A 19,828-nucleotide genomic window follows, 5' to 3' on the forward strand; every position below is an offset into this window, starting at 1 on the left:
GACGGCGGACGGACGCGCAGCTCTGAGGCTACCAGCGCCGCCGGGTGGGACCGCGGGCCGTGCCTGACTACCGTCGCCGGTGTGAGCACGCACCCGGTCGGCGTCCACGTCGGACCCGGCCTGACCGAGGACGACGAGCTCGACGCCGGCGGCCCGCTGGCCCGTGCCGCCGAGATGGACGCCGACGGCGTGCAGGTCTTCCTGGGCGACCCGCAGGGCTGGAGGGCCCCGCCGCCCCGCCCCGACGCCGCGGACCTGCTGGCCTCCGACGTCGCCGTCTTCGTGCACGCGCCGTACGTGCTCAACGTGGCCTCGACCAACAACCGGATCCGCATCCCCAGCCGCAAGAACCTCGCCGTCCACGCGCGGGCGTCGGCGGCGATCGGGGCGCGCGGGATGGTGGTGCACGGCGGGCACGTGCTGGCCAAGGACGACCCGGCCGCGGGGTTCGACAACTGGCGCAAGACCTTCGTCCGGCAGGCCGAGGACGGCGGCTTCCCGCTGCCGCTGCTGATCGAGAACACCGCGGGCGGGGAGAGCGCGATGGCCCGCGAGCTGGCCGCGGTGGCCCGGCTGTGGGAGGCCGTCGGCGAGTTCGGCGCCGGGTTCGTGCTCGACACCTGCCACGCCTGGGCCGCCGGCTGGGACCTCGCGACCGCGGTGGACGACGTCCGCGCGGTCACCGGCCGCGTCGACCTGGTGCACCTGAACAACAGCCGCGACCCGGCCGGCTCGGGCCGCGACCGGCACGCCCCGCTCACCGGCGGGGAGATCCCGCTGGAGCTGCTGCTCGAGGTGGCCCGCGCCGCCGACTGCCCCGTCGTCCTGGAGACGCCCGGCGACTCGGCGTCGCACGCCGAGGAGGTGCACCTGGTCCGCGAGGCCCTGTCCCGGGCCTAGCGGACGGGGGAGAGGCGGCGGCCGTGCAGCACCACCCGGTCCTCGGCGCCGTCGAGCGGGCCGCCGGCGGGGTCGTCGACGCCGGGCCACGAGGTGCGGACGACGTCCTCGTCGGGGTGCCACACGTCGCGGACGACCAGCGCCACCAGCACCAGGACGGCGACGTCGCGGACGGTCACCGCGAGGAAGAACCACTCGGTGCCCACGCCGCGGCTGTCGGCGCCGAGGTACCAGAGCATCCGCACCCCCCACAGCACCGCCTCGGTGGCCTGCCAGGCCAGCAGCGAGCGCCACCGCGGCCGGGCGAGCACCGCCAGGGGCAGCAGCCACAGCGAGTACTGCGGGCTCCACACCTTGGTCACCAGCAGGAACCCGGCGACCAGCAGGAACGCCACCTGACCCACCCGCGGCCGCACCGGCGCACGCAGCACCAGCCAGCCGAGCGCGGCGAAGACCGCCAGCACGCAGACCGCGACCAGGGCGTTGAGCACCGTGGGCGCCTCGCCCTCGGCCAGCGGCCCGTCGAACAGCGTCCCGCCCGAGGCGGTGATCAGCACGTTCCACACGGTGTCCGGGTCGGCCGGTCGGGTGCTGTTGAGCCGGAAGAACAGCGACCAGTTCTCCGGCGCGAGCACCGCCACCGGCAGGTCGACGGCCAGCCAGGCCGCTCCCGCGGCGAGCGCGGCCCGCAGCCACTCCCGCAGCCGGCCCGCGCGCAGGCACAGCAGGAACAGCGCGCCGAGCAGCAGCACCGGGAACAGCTTCGCGGCGGTGCCGAGGCCCAGCAGGACGCCGGCGAGCACCGGCCGGTCGCGCGCCCACGCCCACAGCCCACAGGCGGCCAGCGCGACGGCGAACAGGTCCCAGTTGGTGAACGCGTGCACGAACAGCAGCGGCGAGAGGCCGACCATCGCGGCGTCCCACGGCCGGTGGCCGGCGGTGCCCAGCACGGCTCGGGTGGTGACCAGCGCGCACAGGCTCAGCAGCAGGCAGGTGGCCACGTAGTAGGCCTGCACGGGCGGCACCTGGGGCAGCAGCCCGGCCGCCGCGGCGAGGTCGTCGTAGCCGCGGCCCAGCAGCGCCGCCAGCGCCGCGAAGGCGCCGGTGAGCACCGGGTACTCGACGGCGGAGTCGAGGTAGGGCACCGCGCCGCCGTCGAGGCCGTGGATGCCGAACAGCGGGACGGTGTCGGAGTAGCAGAAGTGCGTGTACTGCACCGAGCCCGCCCAGTCGCCGTCCGCGCACGGCGACTGCTTGAGCCAGGCCAGCGCCAGCACGCAGGTGCTGAACAGCAGGCAGACCCGCAGCGGCGTCCAGAACAGTGCCCGCCCGGTCACCGCGTGCCGTCCCCAGGGCCCGCCCACGGCCTCGCTGGCCTGCGCGGCCACCGGGTCCGACCAGGTGGGCACCACGCGGTCGGGCCGCCGGGCCGCGGGGACGGCCGGCGGGTCCGCAGACGCCGCGGGCCCGTCCGCCGGCGGGGGTGCCGGGGCGGACGGGCCCGTGGGGGAGGAGCTCACCCGACCAGTGTGCCGGGCGGCCGGCGTCAGGCGGTCGGCTGCGCCTGCTGGGTCGGCGGGGGCTGACCGTTGGGGTCGCCGTTGCCGTTGCCCTCGCCGGGCTGGCCGTTCAGCGGCGGGACGACCTCGGTCGGCGGCGCCGTCGTCGGGGCCGGCGGGGTGGTCGTCGGCGGGGGCGGCGGGGGCGGGGCCTGGGTGGTCGGCGGCGGCGGGGCCTCCGTCGTCACCGGGGCCTCGGTGGTCGGCGGCGCCTGCGTCGGCGGCGCCGTGGTGGTCGGGGCCGCCGTCTCCGGTGCCGGCACGCCGTTGCCCGTGTCGCCGCGGATGCGCGGCGAGTCGGGCAGGTCCTCCTCCGGCGTGCCCTCGAGCACGGTGTCCATGAACTGCTGCCAGATCGCGCCGGGCAGGCCGGAGCCGTAGACGATCGCCTCGTCGGAGTTGACGATCGGCTCCCGGGCGTCGGTGCCCATCCACACCGCCGCCGAGATCGACGGGGTGTAGCCGACCATCCAGGCGTCGGAGTTGTCGTCGGCGTTGAGGCCCTGGGTACCGGTCTTGCTGGCCACCTCGCGGCCGCCGTCGAGCGCCCGGCGGGAGTACTGGGCGACGCCCTCGAGGGCGAAGGTGACGTCGTTGGCGACCTCGGCCCGCAGCACCTGCTCGCCGCTCTCGCCGCCGTACTCCAGCAGCACCGCACCCTCGGTGTCGGTGACGCGGCTGACGAAGTACGGGTCGCGGTGCTGGCCGCCGTTGGCGAAGGTGGCGAAGCCGACGGCCTGGTCGATCGGGCGCATCTCGTACTCGCCGATGCCGATGGCCGAGCCGGTGAAGCCGTCGGCGTTGGCCAGGGTGGTGCTGCCCTCGAGCGGGCCGCCCTGCCAGGTCTCGGGCAGGCCGGTGGCCGCCAGCGCCGTCCCGCGCACGTTCTCCGGGCCGACCTCGTAGGCCAGGCCGTAGAAGGTGGTGTTCAGCGACCGGGTCATCGCCTCCACCAGGGTGCACGCCCCGCAGGAGGCGCCGCCGGAGTTGCGCACCGGGGCCTCGCGGTCGGGGAAGGTCTGCGGCGAGCTACCGTCGCGGCGGGCGTTGACGCCGATGCCCTGGTCCAGGGCGGTGGCCAGCACGTAGGGCTTCATCGACGAGCCGGGCTGGCGCTGGGCCTGCGCGTAGTCGTTGCCCGTGCCGCTGCTGCCGCCGTAGTACGCGCGCACCGCGCCGGTGCGCGGGTCGACCGCCACCAGCGCCTGCCGGAGGTTGTCCGGCTGGCCGTCCATGACGTCGCCGACCGCGGCCAGTGCGGCGTCCTGCGCGGGCTTGTCCACCGTGGTGACGATGCGCAGGCCGCCGGCCAGCAGCTGCTGGTCGGTGTAGCCCTTGGCCCGCAGCTCGTCGATCGCCTGCTGCACGACGAGGCCCTCGGGCCCCGACGGGATGCCCTGCGTCGAGCCCTCGGGCCGCGGCTGCACCGGCGGGTAGACCGACGCCTCGCGCTCCTCCTGGGTCATCCAGCCCTCCTCGACCATCGCGTCGAGGACCAGGCCCCAGCGGTCCTGCGCGCCCTCGGGGTTGGCCTCGGGGTCGTAGGAGCTGGGGCTGCGGACGAGGACGGCGAGGACGGCGCCCTGCTGGGCGGTCAGCTGCGCGGCCGGGACGCCGAAGAAGGTGTCCGCCGCGGCCTCGACGCCGTAGGCGCCGCGGCCGAAGTAGATGGTGTTGAGGTAGTTCTCGAGGATCTCGTCCTTCGAGTACTCGTTGTCCAGCTTGACCGCGAGGAAGAGCTCCTGGAACTTGCGGCTAAACGTCTGGTCCGAGGTCAGGAACGCGTTCTTGACGTACTGCTGGGTGATCGTCGAGCCACCCTGCGTCGAGCCGCCGGTGAGGTTGTTCCACGCGGCGCGGACGATGCCGGTGAAGGAGATGCCCGGGTCGGAGTAGAAGTTCCGGTTCTCCGCGGCCAGCACCGCCTCGCGCGCGGGCTCGGACACCTGGTCCAGCGCCACGTTCGTGCGGTTGGTGTCGCCGAGGCGGCCCATCTCGGTGGTGCCGTCGGCGTAGTAGACGACGGTGGTCTGCGCGTTCGACACCGAGTCGGGGTCGGGCACCTCGGTGGTGGCGTAGACGACGCCGACGAAGACCCCGAGCAGCACGAGCAGCCCGGCGAGCGCGGCCAGCGCGACCTTCAGGCCGCGGCGGCGGCGCTGCTTCGTCGTCCGGGCCTTCTTGCCGCCGGGGGCGCCGCCGACGGGGCGGGCACCCCCGGGCCGGGAGCCGGCGGGGCGGGAGCCGCCCGGCCGGCCCGCCGACGCGCGGGCACGGTCGGTGGGGGGACGGCGGCCGCCGCTCCCCCCGGAGCCGCGGCCGCTCGGCGGTCGCCGGTCGGGGCCCTGCGGCCCGACCGGCGTGGTCTCGTCGTGGGGAGGCACCAGGCAGCCCCTCCTCGGTAGTCGGTGGGCGGGACGAGGTCCCGCCCAGCGTGGCGTTCTCGGGTGTGTGCACCCGGGAGGACGCGCGTGGGCGCCGTCCTCCCGGGACGGGTGTGACGGACGGGTCCGGAGGTCGCCCGCCGGTCCGCCGGTCGGTCAGTCGGTGACCGCGCGGCGGCGTGCCCGTCGCGGCTGGCGACCGGGCGCCGGCTCGGCCCCCAGGACGTAGGAGGAGTCCAGGTGGTTCCAGCCGCAGGCCCGGCACACCTCGACGGTGTAGACGGAGAACTCCTCCTGCGCGGCGTCCATCCGGGTCAGCTCGGCGTCGGTCTTCGCCTGCCCCGACACGTGCCCGAGCGACTCGCCGTAGACGTAGTTCACCAGCGCGAGGCGCTCCCGGCGGCAGACCGGGCAGGGGACGTCGGTGGTCCGGCCGTGGTACCTCGCCGCGCGGGTCAGGTACGGGCTGGCGTCACAGACCTCGAAGAGCCCGGTGCGCCCGGAGTGGACGTCCGCGAGGACGGCTCGCCGCTGCAGCGAGTAGTCCACGACGGATCGACGTCCGGGCACGGCCGCCAATGTACGCAGGTCCGCCACCCCGGGGACCGCTGCGACGCCGGGACGCGGCGTCACCCGGGCGGGTGCGACCGGCTCCGGGTTGCGGCCCCGTCGAGGCTCCGATGTATCGTCTCGATACATCGACCGGCAGGAGAGGCTGGGGGGCGAGGTGCTCGAGTTCGCCATCCTGGGACTGCTGCAACAGTCGCCCATGCACGGGTACGAGCTGCGCAAACAGCTCGCCGACGTGCTCGGTGGCATGCGCAGCATCTCCTACGGCTCGCTGTACCCCGCACTCAAGCGGTTGCACGCCGCCGGGCTCGTCTGCACCGACGAGCCCGATCGTCGGGCACCGCTGCCGGCCGACGCACCACCGCTGACCGGACGTCGCGGGAAGGTGGTCTACACGATCACCGCGGAGGGCAAGGAGCGGTTCGCGGAGCTGGTCAGCCAGGCCGGCCCCGAGGCCTACGACGACGGCAGGCTCTTCGGCGTCCACCTCGCCTTCTTCCGGCACACCGCTGCCGACGTGCGGCTGCGCATCCTCGAGGGGCGCCGCCGCACGGTCGAACGGCAGCGGGACGGCCTGCGGTCCTCACTGGCGCGGACCCGGGAACGGCTCGACCGCTACACGCTGGAACTGCAGCGCCACGGCCTCGACTCGGTCGACCGGGAGGTGCGCTGGCTGTCCGAGCTCATCGACAGCGAGCGGCGCGACCCGGGACGGCAGACCGGTCAGGACGCGGGACCGCCGTCCGGCACCGACTGACCCGCACGACCGCAGGGCACCACCGGCTGTCCAGCCCCACCGGCAGCCACCGCCAGGACCGAACGGTCCGCAGTGAGGACCACCCGGTCCAGGGATGAAGGGAAGACCATGGGAGCTGTCAAGGTCGCCATCGTCGGCGTCGGCAACTGCGCCGCGTCGCTGGTGCAGGGCGTGCACTACTACCGGGACGCCGACGAGACCACCTCGGTGCCGGGCCTGATGCACGTGCGCTTCGGCGAGTACCACGTGTCCGACGTGGAGTTCGTCGCGGCGTTCGACGTCGACGCCAAGAAGGTCGGCCGCGACCTCTCCGAGGCCATCGTCGCCAGCGAGAACAACACCATCACGATCACCGACGTCCCGCCGCTCGGCGTCACCGTGCAGCGCGGCACCACCCTCGACGGCCTGGGCAAGTACTACCGGGCCACGATCGAGGAGTCCGACGAGCAGCCGGTCGACGTCGTGGCCGCCCTGCGCGAGTCCGGCGCCGACGTCCTCGTCTGCTACCTGCCGGTCGGCTCGCAGCAGGCCGCCGAGTTCTACGCGCAGGCCGCCCTCGACGCCGGCGTCGCCTTCGTCAACGCCCTGCCGGTCTTCATCGCCGGGACCCCGGAGTGGGCCGACCGGTTCACCGCCGCCGGTGTGCCGATCGTCGGCGACGACATCAAGAGCCAGGTCGGCGCGACCATCACCCACCGGGTGCTGGCCAAGCTGTTCGAGGACCGCGGCGTCCAGCTCGACCGCACGATGCAGCTCAACGTCGGCGGCAACATGGACTTCAAGAACATGCTCGAGCGCGAGCGCCTGGAGTCGAAGAAGATCTCCAAGACCCAGGCCGTCACCAGCCAGGTCGACCGCGACATGGGCACCGACAACGTGCACATCGGCCCGTCGGACCACGTGCCGTGGCTGTCGGACCGCAAGTGGGCCTACGTCCGGCTCGAGGGCCGCGCGTTCGGCGACGTCCCGCTGAACCTGGAGTACAAGCTCGAGGTCTGGGACTCGCCCAACTCGGCCGGCATCATCATCGACGCCGTCCGCGCCGCGAAGATCGCCAAGGACCGCGGGATCGGCGGCCCGATCCTGTCGGCGTCGTCGTACTTCATGAAGTCGCCGCCGGTGCAGTACAGCGACAGCGAGGCGCGCGACGCCGTCGAGGCCTTCATCCGCGGCGACGTGGAGCGGTGACGGCCTGACGCCAGGCTCCAGCGACAGGGCCCGTCCTCCGACCCGGGGGGCGGGCCCTGTCGCAGCAAGGACCACCCTGCCCCACCACTCGCGGGCTCGCGGCGGGTCCGTGCAGGGCGGCCGGTGTCGGGACGCGGCGCTGCATACGCTGGCCGCCATGCCGCGCCGCCTGCTCGCGATCGCGCTCGTCCTGCTGGCGGTCCTGCTCACCGGCTGCACCGACGACCCCGCCGACCGGCAGCCCGGCGACCCGGTCACCGCCGAGGAGGCCGAGGTGCTCGCCGGGCTGCTGGCCGGCACCGCGGAGACGGGCGGCGCGGACCTGGTCGCGACCGCGCCCTTCGGCGAGGACGGGCTGCTCACCCTGACCGGCGAGGTCGACCTGGCCGGCGCGACCGGGCGCGCCCGGGCGGTGACCTCCTACGGCGGGGAGCAACCCGACGACGTCCGGACGGTGTTCTTCACCGCGGACACCGTCTGGTTCGGCGACCTCGCGGGCCTGCCGGCGGCGCTGTCGGCCGAGGGCCTGCCCGACGTCCCCTTCGTGCGCCGGCCGCTGGCCACCGGCTCGGAGGAGGTGCCGCTGACCGACGTGCTCGTGCGGCTGGTGCTCAACCTCGGCGCGGACGGGACCGACGACGCCGCGGCCTTCACCGCCGGTGGGCACACCTGGCAGGGGCAGCGCTCGATCGACGGGCGACTGGCCTCGGTCTACGCGTCGGACGCCGGCTGGTCGGTGGCCGTGGACGACGGCAGCGGGCTGCTGCTGCAGTACGCCACCCGGCTGCCCGGTCAGGAGGACGACGTGACGGTCACGCTGGCCGACCACGGGCCGCGGACGATCGCGCTGCCGGAGGAGGGGCAGACCGTCGACGCGGTGGCCCACCCGGCGGTGGCCACGGCGGTCGGCGTCTGAGAGCGGACCAGGACACGGGGAAGGGGCGGCCTCTTCCCCAGACCGCCCCTTCCGGAGCTCTTCCTACCAGATGGGGGAGCTGTGCGCGCGCCCGGGGCGCACGCGGTGCCGGGTCAGTTGGCCGACGGGTCGGCCGGCGCCGTCGACAGCACCGCCAGGCGGCCCCGCTGCCGGCCCAGGACCGCGCGCCACAGCGCCGAGCCGGCCAGGTCGCTGAGCACGTCCGCGGGGCTCCCGGGCACGCAGGCCCACGCGCCCTCGGCCATCTCGGCGGCGAGCTGGCCGGGGGACCAGCCCGCGTACCCGGCGAAGACCCGGAGCCCGGCCAGGCCGCGCCCCGAGCCGCACTCGAGGTCGGCGGGGTCGGCGTCGAGGTCGACGAGGTAGACGTCGCCGGCCACCTGGCGCAGGCCGGCGTCCTCCGCGGCCGCGGCACCGGACCAGGCGGCCAGGCACAGCGCGGTGTCGGTCTCGCACGGGCCGCCGACGTGGAAGACGCCAGGCTCGACGGCGAGGTCGCACCAGCCCGGCAGCACGTCGCGGATCTCGACCTGGCTGGGCCGGCCGAGCACGACGCCGAGGGTGCCGCTGTCGTTGTGGTCGAGCACGTAGACGACGCCGCCGGCGAAGTTCGGGTCGGTCAGCGCCGGCATCGCGACCAGCAGCGATCCCGGGCCGACGTCGTCGAGCGTCCCGGTGGACAGCGGCGGCACGGCCGGGCGACGACGGCCCGTGCCCCGCCGGGTGGGCCGGCCGGACTCGGGATCTGGTGACGGGGGCACCGCGGACATCCACCCCAGTGTGCAACAGCCCGGCCGTCGGGGGGCGGCGGAAGCGCGTCCTACCCTCGCCTGCGTGGCTGCCGACACGACCGTGCGGCACCTGCTGCTCCGCGGCGACTTCCGCCGGCTGCTCACCACCCGGCTGCTGTCGCAGTTCGGTGACGGCGTCTTCCAGGCCTCGCTGGCCGGCACGGTGCTGTTCAACCCGCAGCGCGCCGCCGACCCGCTCGACGTCGCCGCCGGGTTCGCCGTCCTGCTGCTCCCTTACTCGGTGGTGGGCCCCTTCGCCGGCGTCTGGCTGGACCGGTGGAGCCGCCGGCAGGTGCTGCTGCGGGCCAACCTGCTGCGGGCGGTCCTGGTGGCCGCCGTGGCGGGGACGGTGCTCGCCGGGGTCTCCGGGCTCCCGCTCTACGCCCTCGGCCTGGCGGTCTTCTCGGTCACCCGCTTCGTGCTGTCGGCGCTGTCGGCCGGGCTGCCGCACACCGCCGACGAGCCCTCGCTGGTGTCGGCCAACGCGCTGTCGACGACACTGGGGGCCGTCGCCACGGTCGCCGGCGGCGGCGTGGCCGTGGCCCTGTCCCGGCTCGGCGTCACCGGGGACGCCGTGTACGCCGCCGTGGCGCTCTCCGCGGCGCTGCCCTACCTGCTGGCCTCGCTCGTCGTGGCGGGGTTCGCCCCGGCGTACCTGGGCCCCGACGCCGCCGTCGGACCGGACCGCCTGACGGCGCGGGCGGTGGTGCGCGGGATGGTCGAGGGCGCCCGGCACGCCCGCGCCCGCCCGCCGGTGGCCGCGGCGCTGCTGGCGATCAGCGCGCACCGGCTCTGCTACGGCGTCCTGACCCTGCTGACGATGCTGCTCTACCGCACCGGCTTCCCCGACGCCGGCGGGCTGCTGCCCGGCGGCCTGGTCGGCCTCGGGCAGGCGGTCGCCGCCGGTGCCGCGGGGACCGTCCTGGCCGCCGCCGTGACGCCCGCGGCGGTGCGGCGGGTGGGCCGGCGCCGGTGGACGGTGGGCGTGCTGGCCGTCGGCGGCGTGCTGCAGCTGGCGCTCGGGCTGCCCTTCACCCCGCCGTCGACGGTGGCCGCCGCGTTCGTGCTCGGCCTGGTCGCGCAGGGCGTGAAGATCTGCGTGGACACCACGCTGCAGGAGTCCCTGGACGACGAGCTGCGCGGCCGCGTCTTCTCCGTCTACGACACCCTGGTCAACGTCAGCTACGTGTCGGCGCTGGTCGGAGCCGCGCTGCTGCTGCCCCCCGACGGCCGCTCGGGAGCCGCGCTGGCCGTCGTCGCGGCGGGGTACCTGCTCACCTCGGCGCTCTACGCCCGCCTGACCCGCGACCACGCGCCCCTGTCCTGAGCCCCCTGCCCTAGAGACCCGGCTCGCAGGCCCCCCGGCCCAGCCGGGCCAGGCCGGAGCGGTCACCGGGCCCGAGCCGCCCCGTGGCGCTGCCGTGCGGGGACATCAGCTCGCCGGGGTCGTCGACGTGCCCGAGGCCCACGACGTGCGCCAGCTCGTGCACCAGCACGCCCCGCAGGGCCGCCCGCCCCTCGGGGGAGCCGCCCACGGAGGCGGCCCACCCGGCGTCGACGGCGACCGCACCGGTCACGTACACGTACGGGCCCCCCGCCGACCACGCCTCGCTGCCGGCGACACCGGCCACCGTGCCGGCGAGGGCGGGCACCGTGGCCGGTGTCTCCCAGGTGACGAGGACCGGCGCCCAGCGGTCGCCGTAGCGGCCGGGCTGGGTGGCCGGGCGGTCCTCCGACCAGGCCTCGTCGGTGGCGCCGTCGGCGACGAACCGCAGCCCGGTGGCCGCCGACACCTCGGCCACGGCCTCCGCGACCAGGCGCGCGCCCTCCGCCGGGGCACCGTCGGGCCGGACGACGTAGTGCACCGGACGGCACGGGTCGTAGGCGACCGGCGTCTCGCCGTCCCCCTGGTGCTGCAGGAAGCTCCAGGTCCCGAGCTCCGGGACGGCGGGCGGCCGGCCGAGCGGGGCGTCGGCGGCCCCGACGCCGGGTGTCGGCCGGTCGCCGGGCGCGCCGCCCACGGCCGCGACGACCGGGGCCGGCGACCAGGGCCGGCCCGGGGAGCCCGCCAGCCAGACGGCCCCGAGCGCCAGGGCGAGGACGAGCGCCACGGCCGGCAGGCCGCGGGCGTTCCCGCGGTGCGGCGCGGGCACGGGCAGCCCGCCGAGGTGGTGCGGCCCGCCGTCCACCCGTGCCTCCCGCCGTCCGGTCCGGGAGTCGGTCCTACCGGCGGACGCCGCGGTGGGGGAGGCCCCGGCCGGGTGTCCCCACCCGGCCGGGGGAGGTCAGGAGGGGTCCTGGTCCTCGAGGTGCCCTGGCGTGCGGGCGCGCGGCTCGACCAGGACCATCCGGTCGCCCGAGTCGTCCCGCACGAGCGCCTCGACGCCGTCGGGCGCTGCGTGGGCGGCACGAGGTCGACGCCGGGTGGTCAGGTGCACCTGCAGCCCGGTCCGGCTGGGGTGCCCCACGGTCACCCAGCGGAAGTCCGGGTCGAGCCGGACGTCGTCCTCGGCCCCGCGAGCCGAGGACGTCGGTGGTCACGCGACGGGGCCAGGGAGCCGGCCCGGGGGTCAGCGGGCGGCCCACCAGGCGCGCAGCTCCGCCTCGGCCTCCTCCCGGCCGAGCGGGCCGCGCTCGAGGCGCAGGTCCTTCAGGTGCTGCCACGCCTCGCCGACCTCCCGGCCCGGCGGGATGCCGAGGATCTCCATGATCGCGTTGCCGTCGAGGTCGGGGCGCACGCGAGCGAGGTCCTCGGCGGCCGACAGCTCGGCGATCCGCCGCTCCAGCGAGTCGTAGGTGGCCGCCAGCGCGGCCGCGCGCCGCCGGTTGCGCGTCGTGCAGTCCGAGCGCACCAGCTTGTGCAGGCGGGACAGCAGGGGACCGGCGTCGGTGACGTAGCGGCGGACGGCGGAGTCGGTCCACTCGCCGGTGCCGTAGCCGTGGAACCGCAGGTGCAGGAACGTCAGCCGGGCGACGTCCTCCACGACCTCCTTGGAGTACCGCAGCGCCTGCAGCCGCCTGCGCACCAGCTTGGCGCCGACCACCTCGTGGTGGTGGAAGGAGACCCGTCCGCGCGGCTCGTGCCGGCGGGTGGCCGGCTTGCCGACGTCGTGCAGCAGGGCGGCCAGCCGCAGCACCAGGTCCGGGGACCCGGCGTCCGGATCGGCCCTCTCCAGCGCGATCGCCTGGTCCAGGACGGTCAGCGAGTGGGTGTAGACGTCCTTGTGCTGGTGGTGCTCGTCGATCTCCATCCGCAGGGCGGACAGCTCGGGCAGCACGACGTCGGCCAGGCCGGTCGCGACGAAGAGCTCCAGGGCGGCCCGGGGCGCGTCCTGCAGCAGCGTCTTGGACAGCTCCACCTGCACCCGCTCGGGCGTGATCCGGGCCAGCTCGCCCGACATCGCGGTCATCGCCCCGACCACCTCCTCGACCGGGGTCAGGCCGAGCTGGGCGACGAAGCGCACGGCGCGCAGCATCCGGAGCGGGTCGTCGGCGAAGGAGTCCGCCGCCGCCCCGGGCGTGCGCAGCCGGCGGGCGAGCAGGTCGCCCAGGCCGCCGAAGGGGTCGGTCACCGTGCGGTCGGGACCGAGCGAGACGGCCATCGCGTTGACGGTGAAGTCACGGCGGGCGAGGTCGTCGACGAGCGAGTCGCCCCAGGCGACCTCGGGGTTGCGCGACTCGCGGTCGTAGCGGTCGGCGCGGTAGGTGGTGATCTCCAGCCGGGTCGCCTCGCCGTCGTGCCGGACCTCGGCCCCGACGGTGCCGAACGCGATCCCCGTGTTCCACGTGGAACTGGCCCAGCCGCGCAGCAGCCGCAGCACCTGCTCGGGGCGGGCGTCGGTGGTGACGTCGAGGTCGCCGGGCGGCCGGGCGGCACCGGTGCCGGCGGCCAGCAGGGCGTCGCGCACCGACCCGCCGACGAGGTGGGCCTCGAAGCCCGCGGCGGCGAAGCGCTCCCCGAGCTCGACGAGCACGGGGGAGACCTCGACCAGGTCGCGCACGGCCTGCTGGACCGCCGCGGGGACGGGCACGGCGGCCGCGCGACTCTCGGGCTGTCCGGACACGACGAGCCAGGGTAGTGGGACCACTCGCGCTACCCTCCTGGCATGGCTGGGACCGGCGGACGTGGACGCCCCGGCCGCCGTCTGCGCCGGGTCGACGAGACCTCCGCGGGCGGGCTGGTCGTCGCCGACGACGGCATCCACGGGCCCCGGGCCGCCCTCATCGGCCGCACCGACCGGCGCGGCCGGCTGCTGTGGTCGCTGCCCAAGGGCCACATCGAGGAGGGCGAGACCCCCGAGGACACCGCCGTCCGGGAGGTCGCCGAGGAGACCGGGATCATCGGCGAGGTGCTGGCCCCGCTCGGGATCATCGACTTCTGGTTCGTCGCCGAGGGGCGCCGCGTGCACAAGACCGTGCACCACTTCCTCCTGCGCGCCATCGGCGGCGCGCTGTCCGACGCCGACGTCGAGGTCACCGAGGTCGCCTGGGTACCCCTCGACGAGCTGAGCGGCCGGCTCGCCTACGCCGACGAGCGGGCGCTGGTCGAGCGCGCGCCCGCGCTGCTCGCCGACAGTGCGTGACCCGGCGCCCGAGGTCCCTCCCAGGCATCCCACCCCCCGACCCGGGGGCCGCCGGCGCGGGGGAGCCGTGACGCGCCGCCGGAGCGCCCGGGTGCTGGCGACGGCCCTGCTGACGCTCCCGCTGCTCGCCGCCGCGCCCGTGGCCGCCGCGCCGTCGGCCGCGGCGGCGCCCGCTGCGCCCGCCCCGGATCCGGCTGCCGACGACCGGCCCGTGGCGGTCGAGGTGACGCGGCTGGACCCGCGGACCGTCGCCCCCGGGGGCACCGTGACCGTCGAGGGCCGGCTGACCAACACCGGCACCGAGACGCTCACCGAGCTCACCCTGCGGCTGCAGCGGGGGGCGGTGGTGACCACGCGGGCCGAGCTGCTCGCGGCCGACGCCGACCCCGACCCGGTCACCGCCGGCTCCGCTCCCTTCGCGACGGTCGCCGGGGAGCTCGCGCCCGGCGACGAGGTGGCCTTCACCTACACCGCCACCACTGCCGACCTGGGCATGGATCGCGACGGCGTCCACCCGCTGCTGCTCAACGTCAACGCCACCGGCCCCGACGGCGGGAAGAGCCGGGTCGGGGAGGTGCGGACCTCGGTCGTGCAGCAGACGGCGCCCCCGGCGACCGCCACGTCGGTCGCCTGGCTCTGGCCGCTGGTCGAGCCCACCCACCGCGACGCCGCCGGCGGGTTCGCCGACGACGACCTGGCCGCCGAGGTGTCCGCCGACGGCCGGCTCGACCGCGCCCTCGCGGTGCTGGAGCGGCTGCCCACCGCCGTCCTCCCCGGTGCCGTCGAGCCCGGACCGGTCGCGCCGGTGACGCTGGCGGTCGACCCCGTGCTGGTCGAGGAGCTCGCGCTGATGGCCGAGGGGCCCTACGCCGTCGCCGGGCAGGAGGGTGCCGGCACCGGCACCGAGGCCGCCGCCGCGTGGCTGGACCGGCTGCGCGCCGTGGCCGCCGACCACACCGTCGTCGCGCTGCCCTACGGCGACGTGGACGCCGACGCGCTGCAGTCCGCCGGCCTGCCCGCCGTCGTCACCCGGAGCCTGCCCCGCGCCGCGCAGGACCCGGTCGACGGCGACGGCGGGGCGGTGGTCGGCGGCGACTCCCCGGGCCCGGCCGGCGCCGACCTGCTGGCCGAGCAGCTCGGCATCGAGCCCCGCACCGACCTCGCCTGGGCCGCCGGCGGGTCGCTGCGCGCCGACACCCTGGCCACGCTGGCCGACGGCGGCGTCGACACGGTCGTGCTCGACTCCGGCGCGCTGGCCGCGGCGGACGCCGTCCTGGGCCTCGACGGCGGCGCCGCCGCCCGCGCCACCGTCGCCGGGGACGACGGGCCGGTCCCCGCGCTGGTCGCCGACGGGCGGCTCTCCGACCTGGTCGGGTCGGCCCGGACCACCGAGGGCGGTGTGCGCGTGGCCGAGCAGCGCTACCTCGCCGAGCTGGTGCTGCTCTCCCAGCAGCCGGTGGCCGACCCGGCCGGCCAGAGCGTGCTGGTGGCCCCGCCGCGCGACGTCGACCCCGACCCGGACGCCGTCGCCGCGATGATCACCGACACCGCGCTGCCCGGGCTGCGGCCGGCCTCGCTCGCCGACCTCGCCGCGGGACCGCTCAGCGGCGCGGACGGCGCGCTCGCGCCCGCCGACGGCGACCCGCCCCAGGCGGCGGGCCTGGACCCGGCCGCCCTGGCCGACGTCGCCGCCGCGGTGGAGCTGCGCGACGACCTGGCCGGCGCCGTCGTCGGCGAGCCCGCCGACGCCCTGGCGCCCTACGACGCCGCCACCGCGCGCGCCGCCTCCGCCTCCTGGCGGGGCGACCCGGAGGGCTCCCGGGTCGTCGCGGCCGACCTGCGCGCCACCCTCGGCGGGCTGCGCGAGCAGGTGAGCCTGCTGGCCCCGGTCGAGGGCAGCTACAGCCTGGCCTCGAACGACGCGCCGCTGGTCCTCACCGTGCAGAACGACCTGCCCTTCGCCGTCCGGGTGCTGGTGGACGTGCGCACCCGCGACAACGTGGGGCTGGCCATCGGCGACGTCGGCGTCCTGGAGGTCGCGCCCGAGCAGCGCACGACACTGCAGGTGCCCACCCAGCTGAGCCAGTCGGGGCGCTTCGCCGTGACCGCGGCGCTCACCACGCCCGACGGCGGCCGGCTGGGCGACCCGGTGGCCATCCAGGTGCGCAGCACCACGTACGGCACCATCTCGCTGTCGATCACCATCGGCGCCGCCGTCCTGCTCGGCCTGCTCTTCCTGCGCCGCGGGGTGCTGTTCGTGCTGCGCCGCCGCCGCGGCGCGGCCGAGGAGGAGCAGCCCGAGGGCACCGTCTGGCCGCCCAGCCGGAGCCCGGTGTGACCGGCCGCCCGCGCAGCGAGGAGGAGGAGCTCACGGCCCGCGACCCGTCCCCCGACGTGGTGGAGGAGGGCCGGCCCGCCCGCGGCCCGGTCCCCCGGCCGCTGCCGCCGGTGCCCCCGGCCGCCCCGCCGTCGTCCCGCTCCGCGGCGCCGTCCCCGGCGGCCCGGCCGGCCCGCCCGCTGCCCCCGCCGCCCTACCCGGTGGCACCGCCGCCCGGCGACGCCCGCGAGACGCCCGCCCGGCCGGTGCCGCCGGTGCCGCCGCCGGCGCGGCCGGCACCGGCACCCGCGCCGCCCGCCCCGTCTGCTGGCGCCCCGCAGCGCGCGCCGCGGCCGCTGCCCCCGGTGCCCCCGCCGGCCCGCCGCCGCTTCATCCCGGCGGACGAGACGCAGGTCATCCCGATCCTGCAGCTGCCGCCGGTGCCGCACGCGCCGGAGGGGGAGACCGAGGAGGAGGCGCAGCAGCGGGAGGGCCCGCCCGGCGGCAGCCGGGGCATCCTGCGCGCCGCCGGCACCATGGCGGTCGCCACGCTGGTCTCCCGGGTGACCGGCCTGCTGCGCACGATGGTGCTGGCCGCGGCGCTGGGCGTCGGGCTGGTCAACGACGCCTACAACACGGCCAACACGCTGCCCAACATCGTCTACGAGCTGCTGCTCGGCGGCGTGCTGACCTCGGTGATCGTGCCGCTGCTGGTGCACGCCCAGGAGCGCGACCGCGACGGCGGGGTGGCCTACGCGCAGCGGCTGTCCACGCTCGCGATCGCCGGGCTGGTCGTGGTGACCGCGCTCGCCGTCGCCGTCGCGCCGCTGCTGACCGCCCTCTACGGCATCCAGGGCGACCCGGAGCAGGTGCGGCTGGCCAACTGGCTGGCGCGCATCCTGCTGCTGGAGATCGTCTTCTACGGTGTCGGGGCACTGGCCCAGGCGGTCCTCAACAGCCGCGGCGTCTTCGGCCCGCCCGCCTGGGCGCCGGTGCTCAACAACGTCGTCGTCATCGCCACCGGCCTGCTGTTCATCGCTGCCGGCGGCCCCGGTGACCTCGAGCCGCGGACGATCACCAGCGGGCAGGTGTGGCTGCTCGGCGGCGGCACGCTGCTGGGGATCGTGGTGCAGGCGCTGGTCCTGGTGCCGCTGCTGCGCCGGGCCGGCGTCCCACTGCGGCCGCGCTGGAACGTGCGCGAGACCGGCCTGCGCGAGGTCGGCAGCCTGGGCGTGTGGGTGGTCCTCTACGTCGCGGTCAGCCAGATCGGCGTCATCGTCGCCACCCGGGTGGCCAACGCCGCGGCGCGCGAGGGCGGTCTCGGCTCCAGCGCCTTCGCCTACGCCAGCCTGCTGTTCCAGATGCCCTACGGGATCATTGGCGTCGCCCTGCTCACCGCCCTGGTGCCGCGGATGAGCCGCGCCGCCGCCCGGCACGACGTCCCCGGCGTGGTGCAGGACCTGGCGCTGGGCACCCGCCTCTCGGCGCTCGGCCTGCTGCCGGTGACCGCCGCGCTCACCGTGCTCAGCCCCGCGCTGGGGGTCGTCGCCTTCGCCCGCGGCAACACCTCCGTCGACGAGGCGCAGGGCATCGGCGCGGCGCTGGCCCTCGGCGCGTTCGGCCTGCTGCCCATGGCGGTCACCCTGTTGCAGCTGCGGGTCTTCTACGCCATGAAGGACGCCCGCACGCCGACGCTCATCCAGGTCGGCATGGTCGTCGTCCGGGTGCCGCTGCTGCTGCTCGTGCCGGCGCTGGTCGGGCCCGAGCACGTCGTCGCGGGGCTCATGCTGGCCACCAGCGTCACCTACCTCGCCGGCTGGGCGCTGGGCCACCTCGCGCTGCGCCGCCACCTGCGGACGGCGGGCAGCGGGCGGACCCTGGGACCGGTGCTGCGCATGGCCCTCGCCGCGGCCGTCGGTGCGCTCGCCGGCCGGCTGGTGCTGAGCGTGACCGACGACGCGTTCGGGACGTCGGTGACGGGCTCGCTCGCGACCGTGCTGGTCGGTACCGTGGTCGTCGGTGTCACGACCCTGGCCGGGTTCGTGCTCGCCCGCGTCCCGGAGCTCCGGGAGCCCCTCGCCGCCGTCCGCGCGCGGCTGGGCCGCGGGTGAGCACCCTCCCGCCCGGGCCGGCGCCCGCCCCGGGGCAGCCAGCCGCCGGACCCGGAGGGAGGACGGCCGCGTCGATGACGTCCACGATCACCGGCCTCCCCGACCGCTACCGCCCGCTCGACGAGCTCGGCCCGGTCGAGCGGACCCAGACCGGCGTCATCCACAGCTGGCGGGCCAAGGACCGGGTCCTCAACCGTGACGTCGCCGTCCGCGTGCACGTCCCCGGCGGCCCGCCCGCCCGCGCCTGGATCGCCCGCGCGCTGACCGCCGGCGGGCTGGCCACGCCCGCCCTGGCCATGGTCTACGACGCCTCCGAGGGCACCGGCGGGCAGGCGGGCAGCCCCGCCTACGTCGTCAACGAGTGGATCGACGGGCAGACCCTCGCCGACCGGCTGGCCTCCGGTCCGATGGGCGAGCGTGAGGCCCGCACCGTGCTGCGCCGGCTGGCCGAGGGCGTCGCCGAGGCGCACCGGGTCGGCCTGGCCGTCGGCGGGCTGGGTCCCGAGACCGTCGTGCTGCGGCCCAACGGCCTCGTCGGCCTGCGCGCCGTCCCCGCCGCGACCGGCAGCGTGCAGGAGGACATCTCCGCCCTCGGCGCGCTGCTCGAGTTCTGCCTGACCGGCCGGCAGGCCGGGACCTCGGGCGCCCCGCCGGTCATCGGCGCCCCCGACCTCGCCGCCCTCGTGCGCCGCGCGCGCTCCACCGAGCCGGGCTCCCGGCTGGCCAGCGCCGCCGCGATGGCCGCGCTGCTGGCCGAGCGCCCGCGCGCCGGCGCCCGCCCCGTCCGCGGCGGCGACGAGAGCGACAGCGGGTGGCTGGGCCGGCTGCGCGAGCACCGCGAGACCGAGCGCGTCGCGGGGGCCCACCGCGCGCCCGCCCCCGTGCCGGAGGAGGACGACGACCGGCCGCAGCGCGTCTCCGCCGGCGTGCTGCCGCCCGTCCCGAGCGGCCGGTGGACCGACGAGGAGTCCCCGCACGACGACCTGGTGCACGACGACCTGCTCCACGACGACGGTGCCCCGGACGACGAGGACCCGGCCGAGGACCGGGCGGGCTCACCCACCCGCCGCCGGCTGCTGGTCGTCGGGCTCCCGCTGCTCGCGCTGCTGCTCGTCATCGCGCTCGCGTACTGGGTGGGCACGAGCGTGCTGTCGGTCGCCGACGAGGAGGTCGACCGGGTGCCCGGCGCCGCGCCGCCCGCCCCGTCCACCAGCCCCGCCGCCGAGACGGCCGCCGCTCCGGCGCCCGACGCCGCACCGGCGGCCATCACCGGTGGCACGGTGCTCGACCCGTTCGGGGACGGCGAGCCGGAGAACGTCGACGACGTCCCGGCCTCCTTCGACGGCGACCCGGCCACGGCGTGGTCCACGCTCACCTACCGGGGCTCGGCCGACTTCGGCAACCTCAAGCCCGGCGTCGGCGTCGTCTACGACCTCGGCTCGGCGCAGCCGGTCGCCGGGGTCACGCTGACCACCTCGACGCCGGGCATCACCGTCGAGGTGCGCACCGGCGACTCGCCCGACGGCGACCTCGAGTCCTACGCCGTCGCCGCCGGCGGCACCGTCGAGGGAACCGGCGAGCTGGCCTTCGAGGAGCCGGTGACGACGCAGTACGTGGTGGTGTGGGTGACCGGCCTCGTGCCCGCCGACGACGGCTTCCAGGGCTCCCTGGCCGAGGTCGCGGTCACCCCCGCCACGTAGGCCCGAGAGCGCCCGCCGCGCCCCTGACCAC

16 protein-coding genes are annotated in these 19,828 nt (G+C 76.6%); 9 read left to right on the forward strand and 7 right to left on the reverse strand.

Annotated features, from left to right (window positions below; all coding sequences use genetic code 11):
* Nucleotides 1-81 precede the first annotated feature (81 nt).
* A complete protein-coding gene (locus BMZ33_RS16310; protein WP_091112937.1) occupies nucleotides 82-900 on the forward strand; it encodes a deoxyribonuclease IV in 819 nt (272 codons plus the stop codon).
* On the opposite strand, the gene BMZ33_RS16315 is transcribed toward BMZ33_RS16310, so the two are convergent.
* From BMZ33_RS16315 to BMZ33_RS16325, 3 genes are all read right to left on the reverse strand, one after another.
* Nucleotides 897-2,420 (reverse strand): glycosyltransferase family 87 protein, encoded by a 1,524-nt coding sequence (locus tag BMZ33_RS16315; protein WP_091112940.1) that lies wholly within the window; start codon nucleotides 2,418-2,420, stop codon nucleotides 897-899. The two genes, BMZ33_RS16310 and BMZ33_RS16315, sit on opposite strands and share 4 nt — an antisense overlap.
* Before the next feature lie 26 nt (nucleotides 2,421-2,446).
* Nucleotides 2,447-4,843: a transglycosylase domain-containing protein gene (locus BMZ33_RS16320; RefSeq protein ID WP_091112943.1), complete on the reverse strand. Its 2,397-nt coding sequence runs from the start codon at nucleotides 4,841-4,843 to the stop codon at nucleotides 2,447-2,449.
* A gap of 156 nt (nucleotides 4,844-4,999) precedes the next feature.
* Nucleotides 5,000-5,413 carry a DUF5318 family protein gene (locus BMZ33_RS16325; protein ID WP_169064439.1) on the reverse strand — a complete coding sequence of 138 codons (414 nt, stop codon included), beginning with the start codon at nucleotides 5,411-5,413 and terminating at the stop codon, nucleotides 5,000-5,002.
* A 157-nt stretch (nucleotides 5,414-5,570) separates the two neighbouring features.
* Between BMZ33_RS16325 and BMZ33_RS16330 the strand changes: the two genes are divergently transcribed.
* From BMZ33_RS16330 to BMZ33_RS16340, 3 genes are all read left to right on the forward strand, one after another.
* Nucleotides 5,571-6,170 carry a PadR family transcriptional regulator gene (locus BMZ33_RS16330; protein ID WP_091112949.1) on the forward strand — a complete coding sequence of 200 codons (600 nt, stop codon included), beginning with the start codon at nucleotides 5,571-5,573 and terminating at the stop codon, nucleotides 6,168-6,170.
* A gap of 108 nt (nucleotides 6,171-6,278) precedes the next feature.
* On the forward strand, nucleotides 6,279-7,358 hold the full coding sequence (locus tag BMZ33_RS16335; protein WP_091112953.1) for an inositol-3-phosphate synthase: 1,080 nt from the start codon (nucleotides 6,279-6,281) through the stop codon (nucleotides 7,356-7,358).
* A 157-nt stretch (nucleotides 7,359-7,515) separates the two neighbouring features.
* The gene (locus BMZ33_RS16340; protein ID WP_091112957.1) at nucleotides 7,516-8,274 is read left to right on the forward strand and encodes a hypothetical protein; all 759 of its coding nucleotides are present in this window, start codon (nucleotides 7,516-7,518) and stop codon (nucleotides 8,272-8,274) included.
* A gap of 113 nt (nucleotides 8,275-8,387) precedes the next feature.
* Here the strand turns inward: BMZ33_RS16340 and BMZ33_RS16345 are convergent, their stop codons facing one another.
* Nucleotides 8,388-9,065 carry a YqgE/AlgH family protein gene (locus BMZ33_RS16345; RefSeq protein ID WP_091112960.1) on the reverse strand — a complete coding sequence of 226 codons (678 nt, stop codon included), beginning with the start codon at nucleotides 9,063-9,065 and terminating at the stop codon, nucleotides 8,388-8,390.
* Nucleotides 9,066-9,129: 64 nt separating this feature from the next.
* Here BMZ33_RS16345 and BMZ33_RS16350 point away from each other — a divergent pair, with 64 nt between their 5' ends.
* Nucleotides 9,130-10,413: an MFS transporter gene (locus BMZ33_RS16350; protein WP_091112963.1), complete on the forward strand. Its 1,284-nt coding sequence runs from the start codon at nucleotides 9,130-9,132 to the stop codon at nucleotides 10,411-10,413.
* A gap of 10 nt (nucleotides 10,414-10,423) precedes the next feature.
* Here the strand turns inward: BMZ33_RS16350 and BMZ33_RS16355 are convergent, their stop codons facing one another.
* From BMZ33_RS16355 to BMZ33_RS16365, 3 genes are all read right to left on the reverse strand, one after another.
* Entirely contained in the window at nucleotides 10,424-11,275 is an 852-nt protein-coding gene (locus BMZ33_RS16355) for a matrixin family metalloprotease (protein ID WP_091112967.1), read from the reverse strand.
* 96 nt (nucleotides 11,276-11,371) lie between these two features.
* Nucleotides 11,372-11,554, reverse strand: coding sequence for a hypothetical protein (locus BMZ33_RS16360; protein ID WP_211202892.1), 183 nt, complete (start codon nucleotides 11,552-11,554; stop codon nucleotides 11,372-11,374).
* A gap of 102 nt (nucleotides 11,555-11,656) precedes the next feature.
* Nucleotides 11,657-13,150 carry a CCA tRNA nucleotidyltransferase gene (locus tag BMZ33_RS16365; RefSeq protein ID WP_091112972.1) on the reverse strand — a complete coding sequence of 498 codons (1,494 nt, stop codon included), beginning with the start codon at nucleotides 13,148-13,150 and terminating at the stop codon, nucleotides 11,657-11,659.
* Nucleotides 13,151-13,192: 42 nt separating this feature from the next.
* On the opposite strand from BMZ33_RS16365, the gene BMZ33_RS16370 reads away from it, so the two are divergent.
* The 4 genes from BMZ33_RS16370 (at nucleotide 13,193) to BMZ33_RS16385 (ending at nucleotide 19,797) form a co-directional block, all read left to right on the forward strand.
* Nucleotides 13,193-13,669 carry an NUDIX hydrolase gene (locus BMZ33_RS16370; protein WP_091112976.1) on the forward strand — a complete coding sequence of 159 codons (477 nt, stop codon included), beginning with the start codon at nucleotides 13,193-13,195 and terminating at the stop codon, nucleotides 13,667-13,669.
* 67 nt (nucleotides 13,670-13,736) lie between these two features.
* Nucleotides 13,737-16,007: a DUF6049 family protein gene (locus BMZ33_RS16375; RefSeq protein ID WP_091112979.1), complete on the forward strand. Its 2,271-nt coding sequence runs from the start codon at nucleotides 13,737-13,739 to the stop codon at nucleotides 16,005-16,007.
* The gene (gene murJ / locus BMZ33_RS16380) at nucleotides 16,004-18,097 is read left to right on the forward strand and encodes a murein biosynthesis integral membrane protein MurJ (RefSeq protein WP_169064440.1); all 2,094 of its coding nucleotides are present in this window, start codon (nucleotides 16,004-16,006) and stop codon (nucleotides 18,095-18,097) included. Before BMZ33_RS16375 ends, murJ begins: the two co-directional genes overlap by 4 nt.
* 74 nt (nucleotides 18,098-18,171) lie before the next feature.
* Complete coding sequence (locus tag BMZ33_RS16385) at nucleotides 18,172-19,797, forward strand: hypothetical protein (protein WP_091112982.1); 1,626 nt, start codon at nucleotides 18,172-18,174, stop codon at nucleotides 19,795-19,797.
* The last annotated feature ends 31 nt before the right edge of the window (nucleotides 19,798-19,828 follow it).

This window comes from Geodermatophilus dictyosporus, from assembly GCF_900115505.1.
In the GTDB taxonomy this organism is placed as follows: Bacteria; Actinomycetota; Actinomycetes; order Mycobacteriales; family Geodermatophilaceae; genus Geodermatophilus; species Geodermatophilus dictyosporus.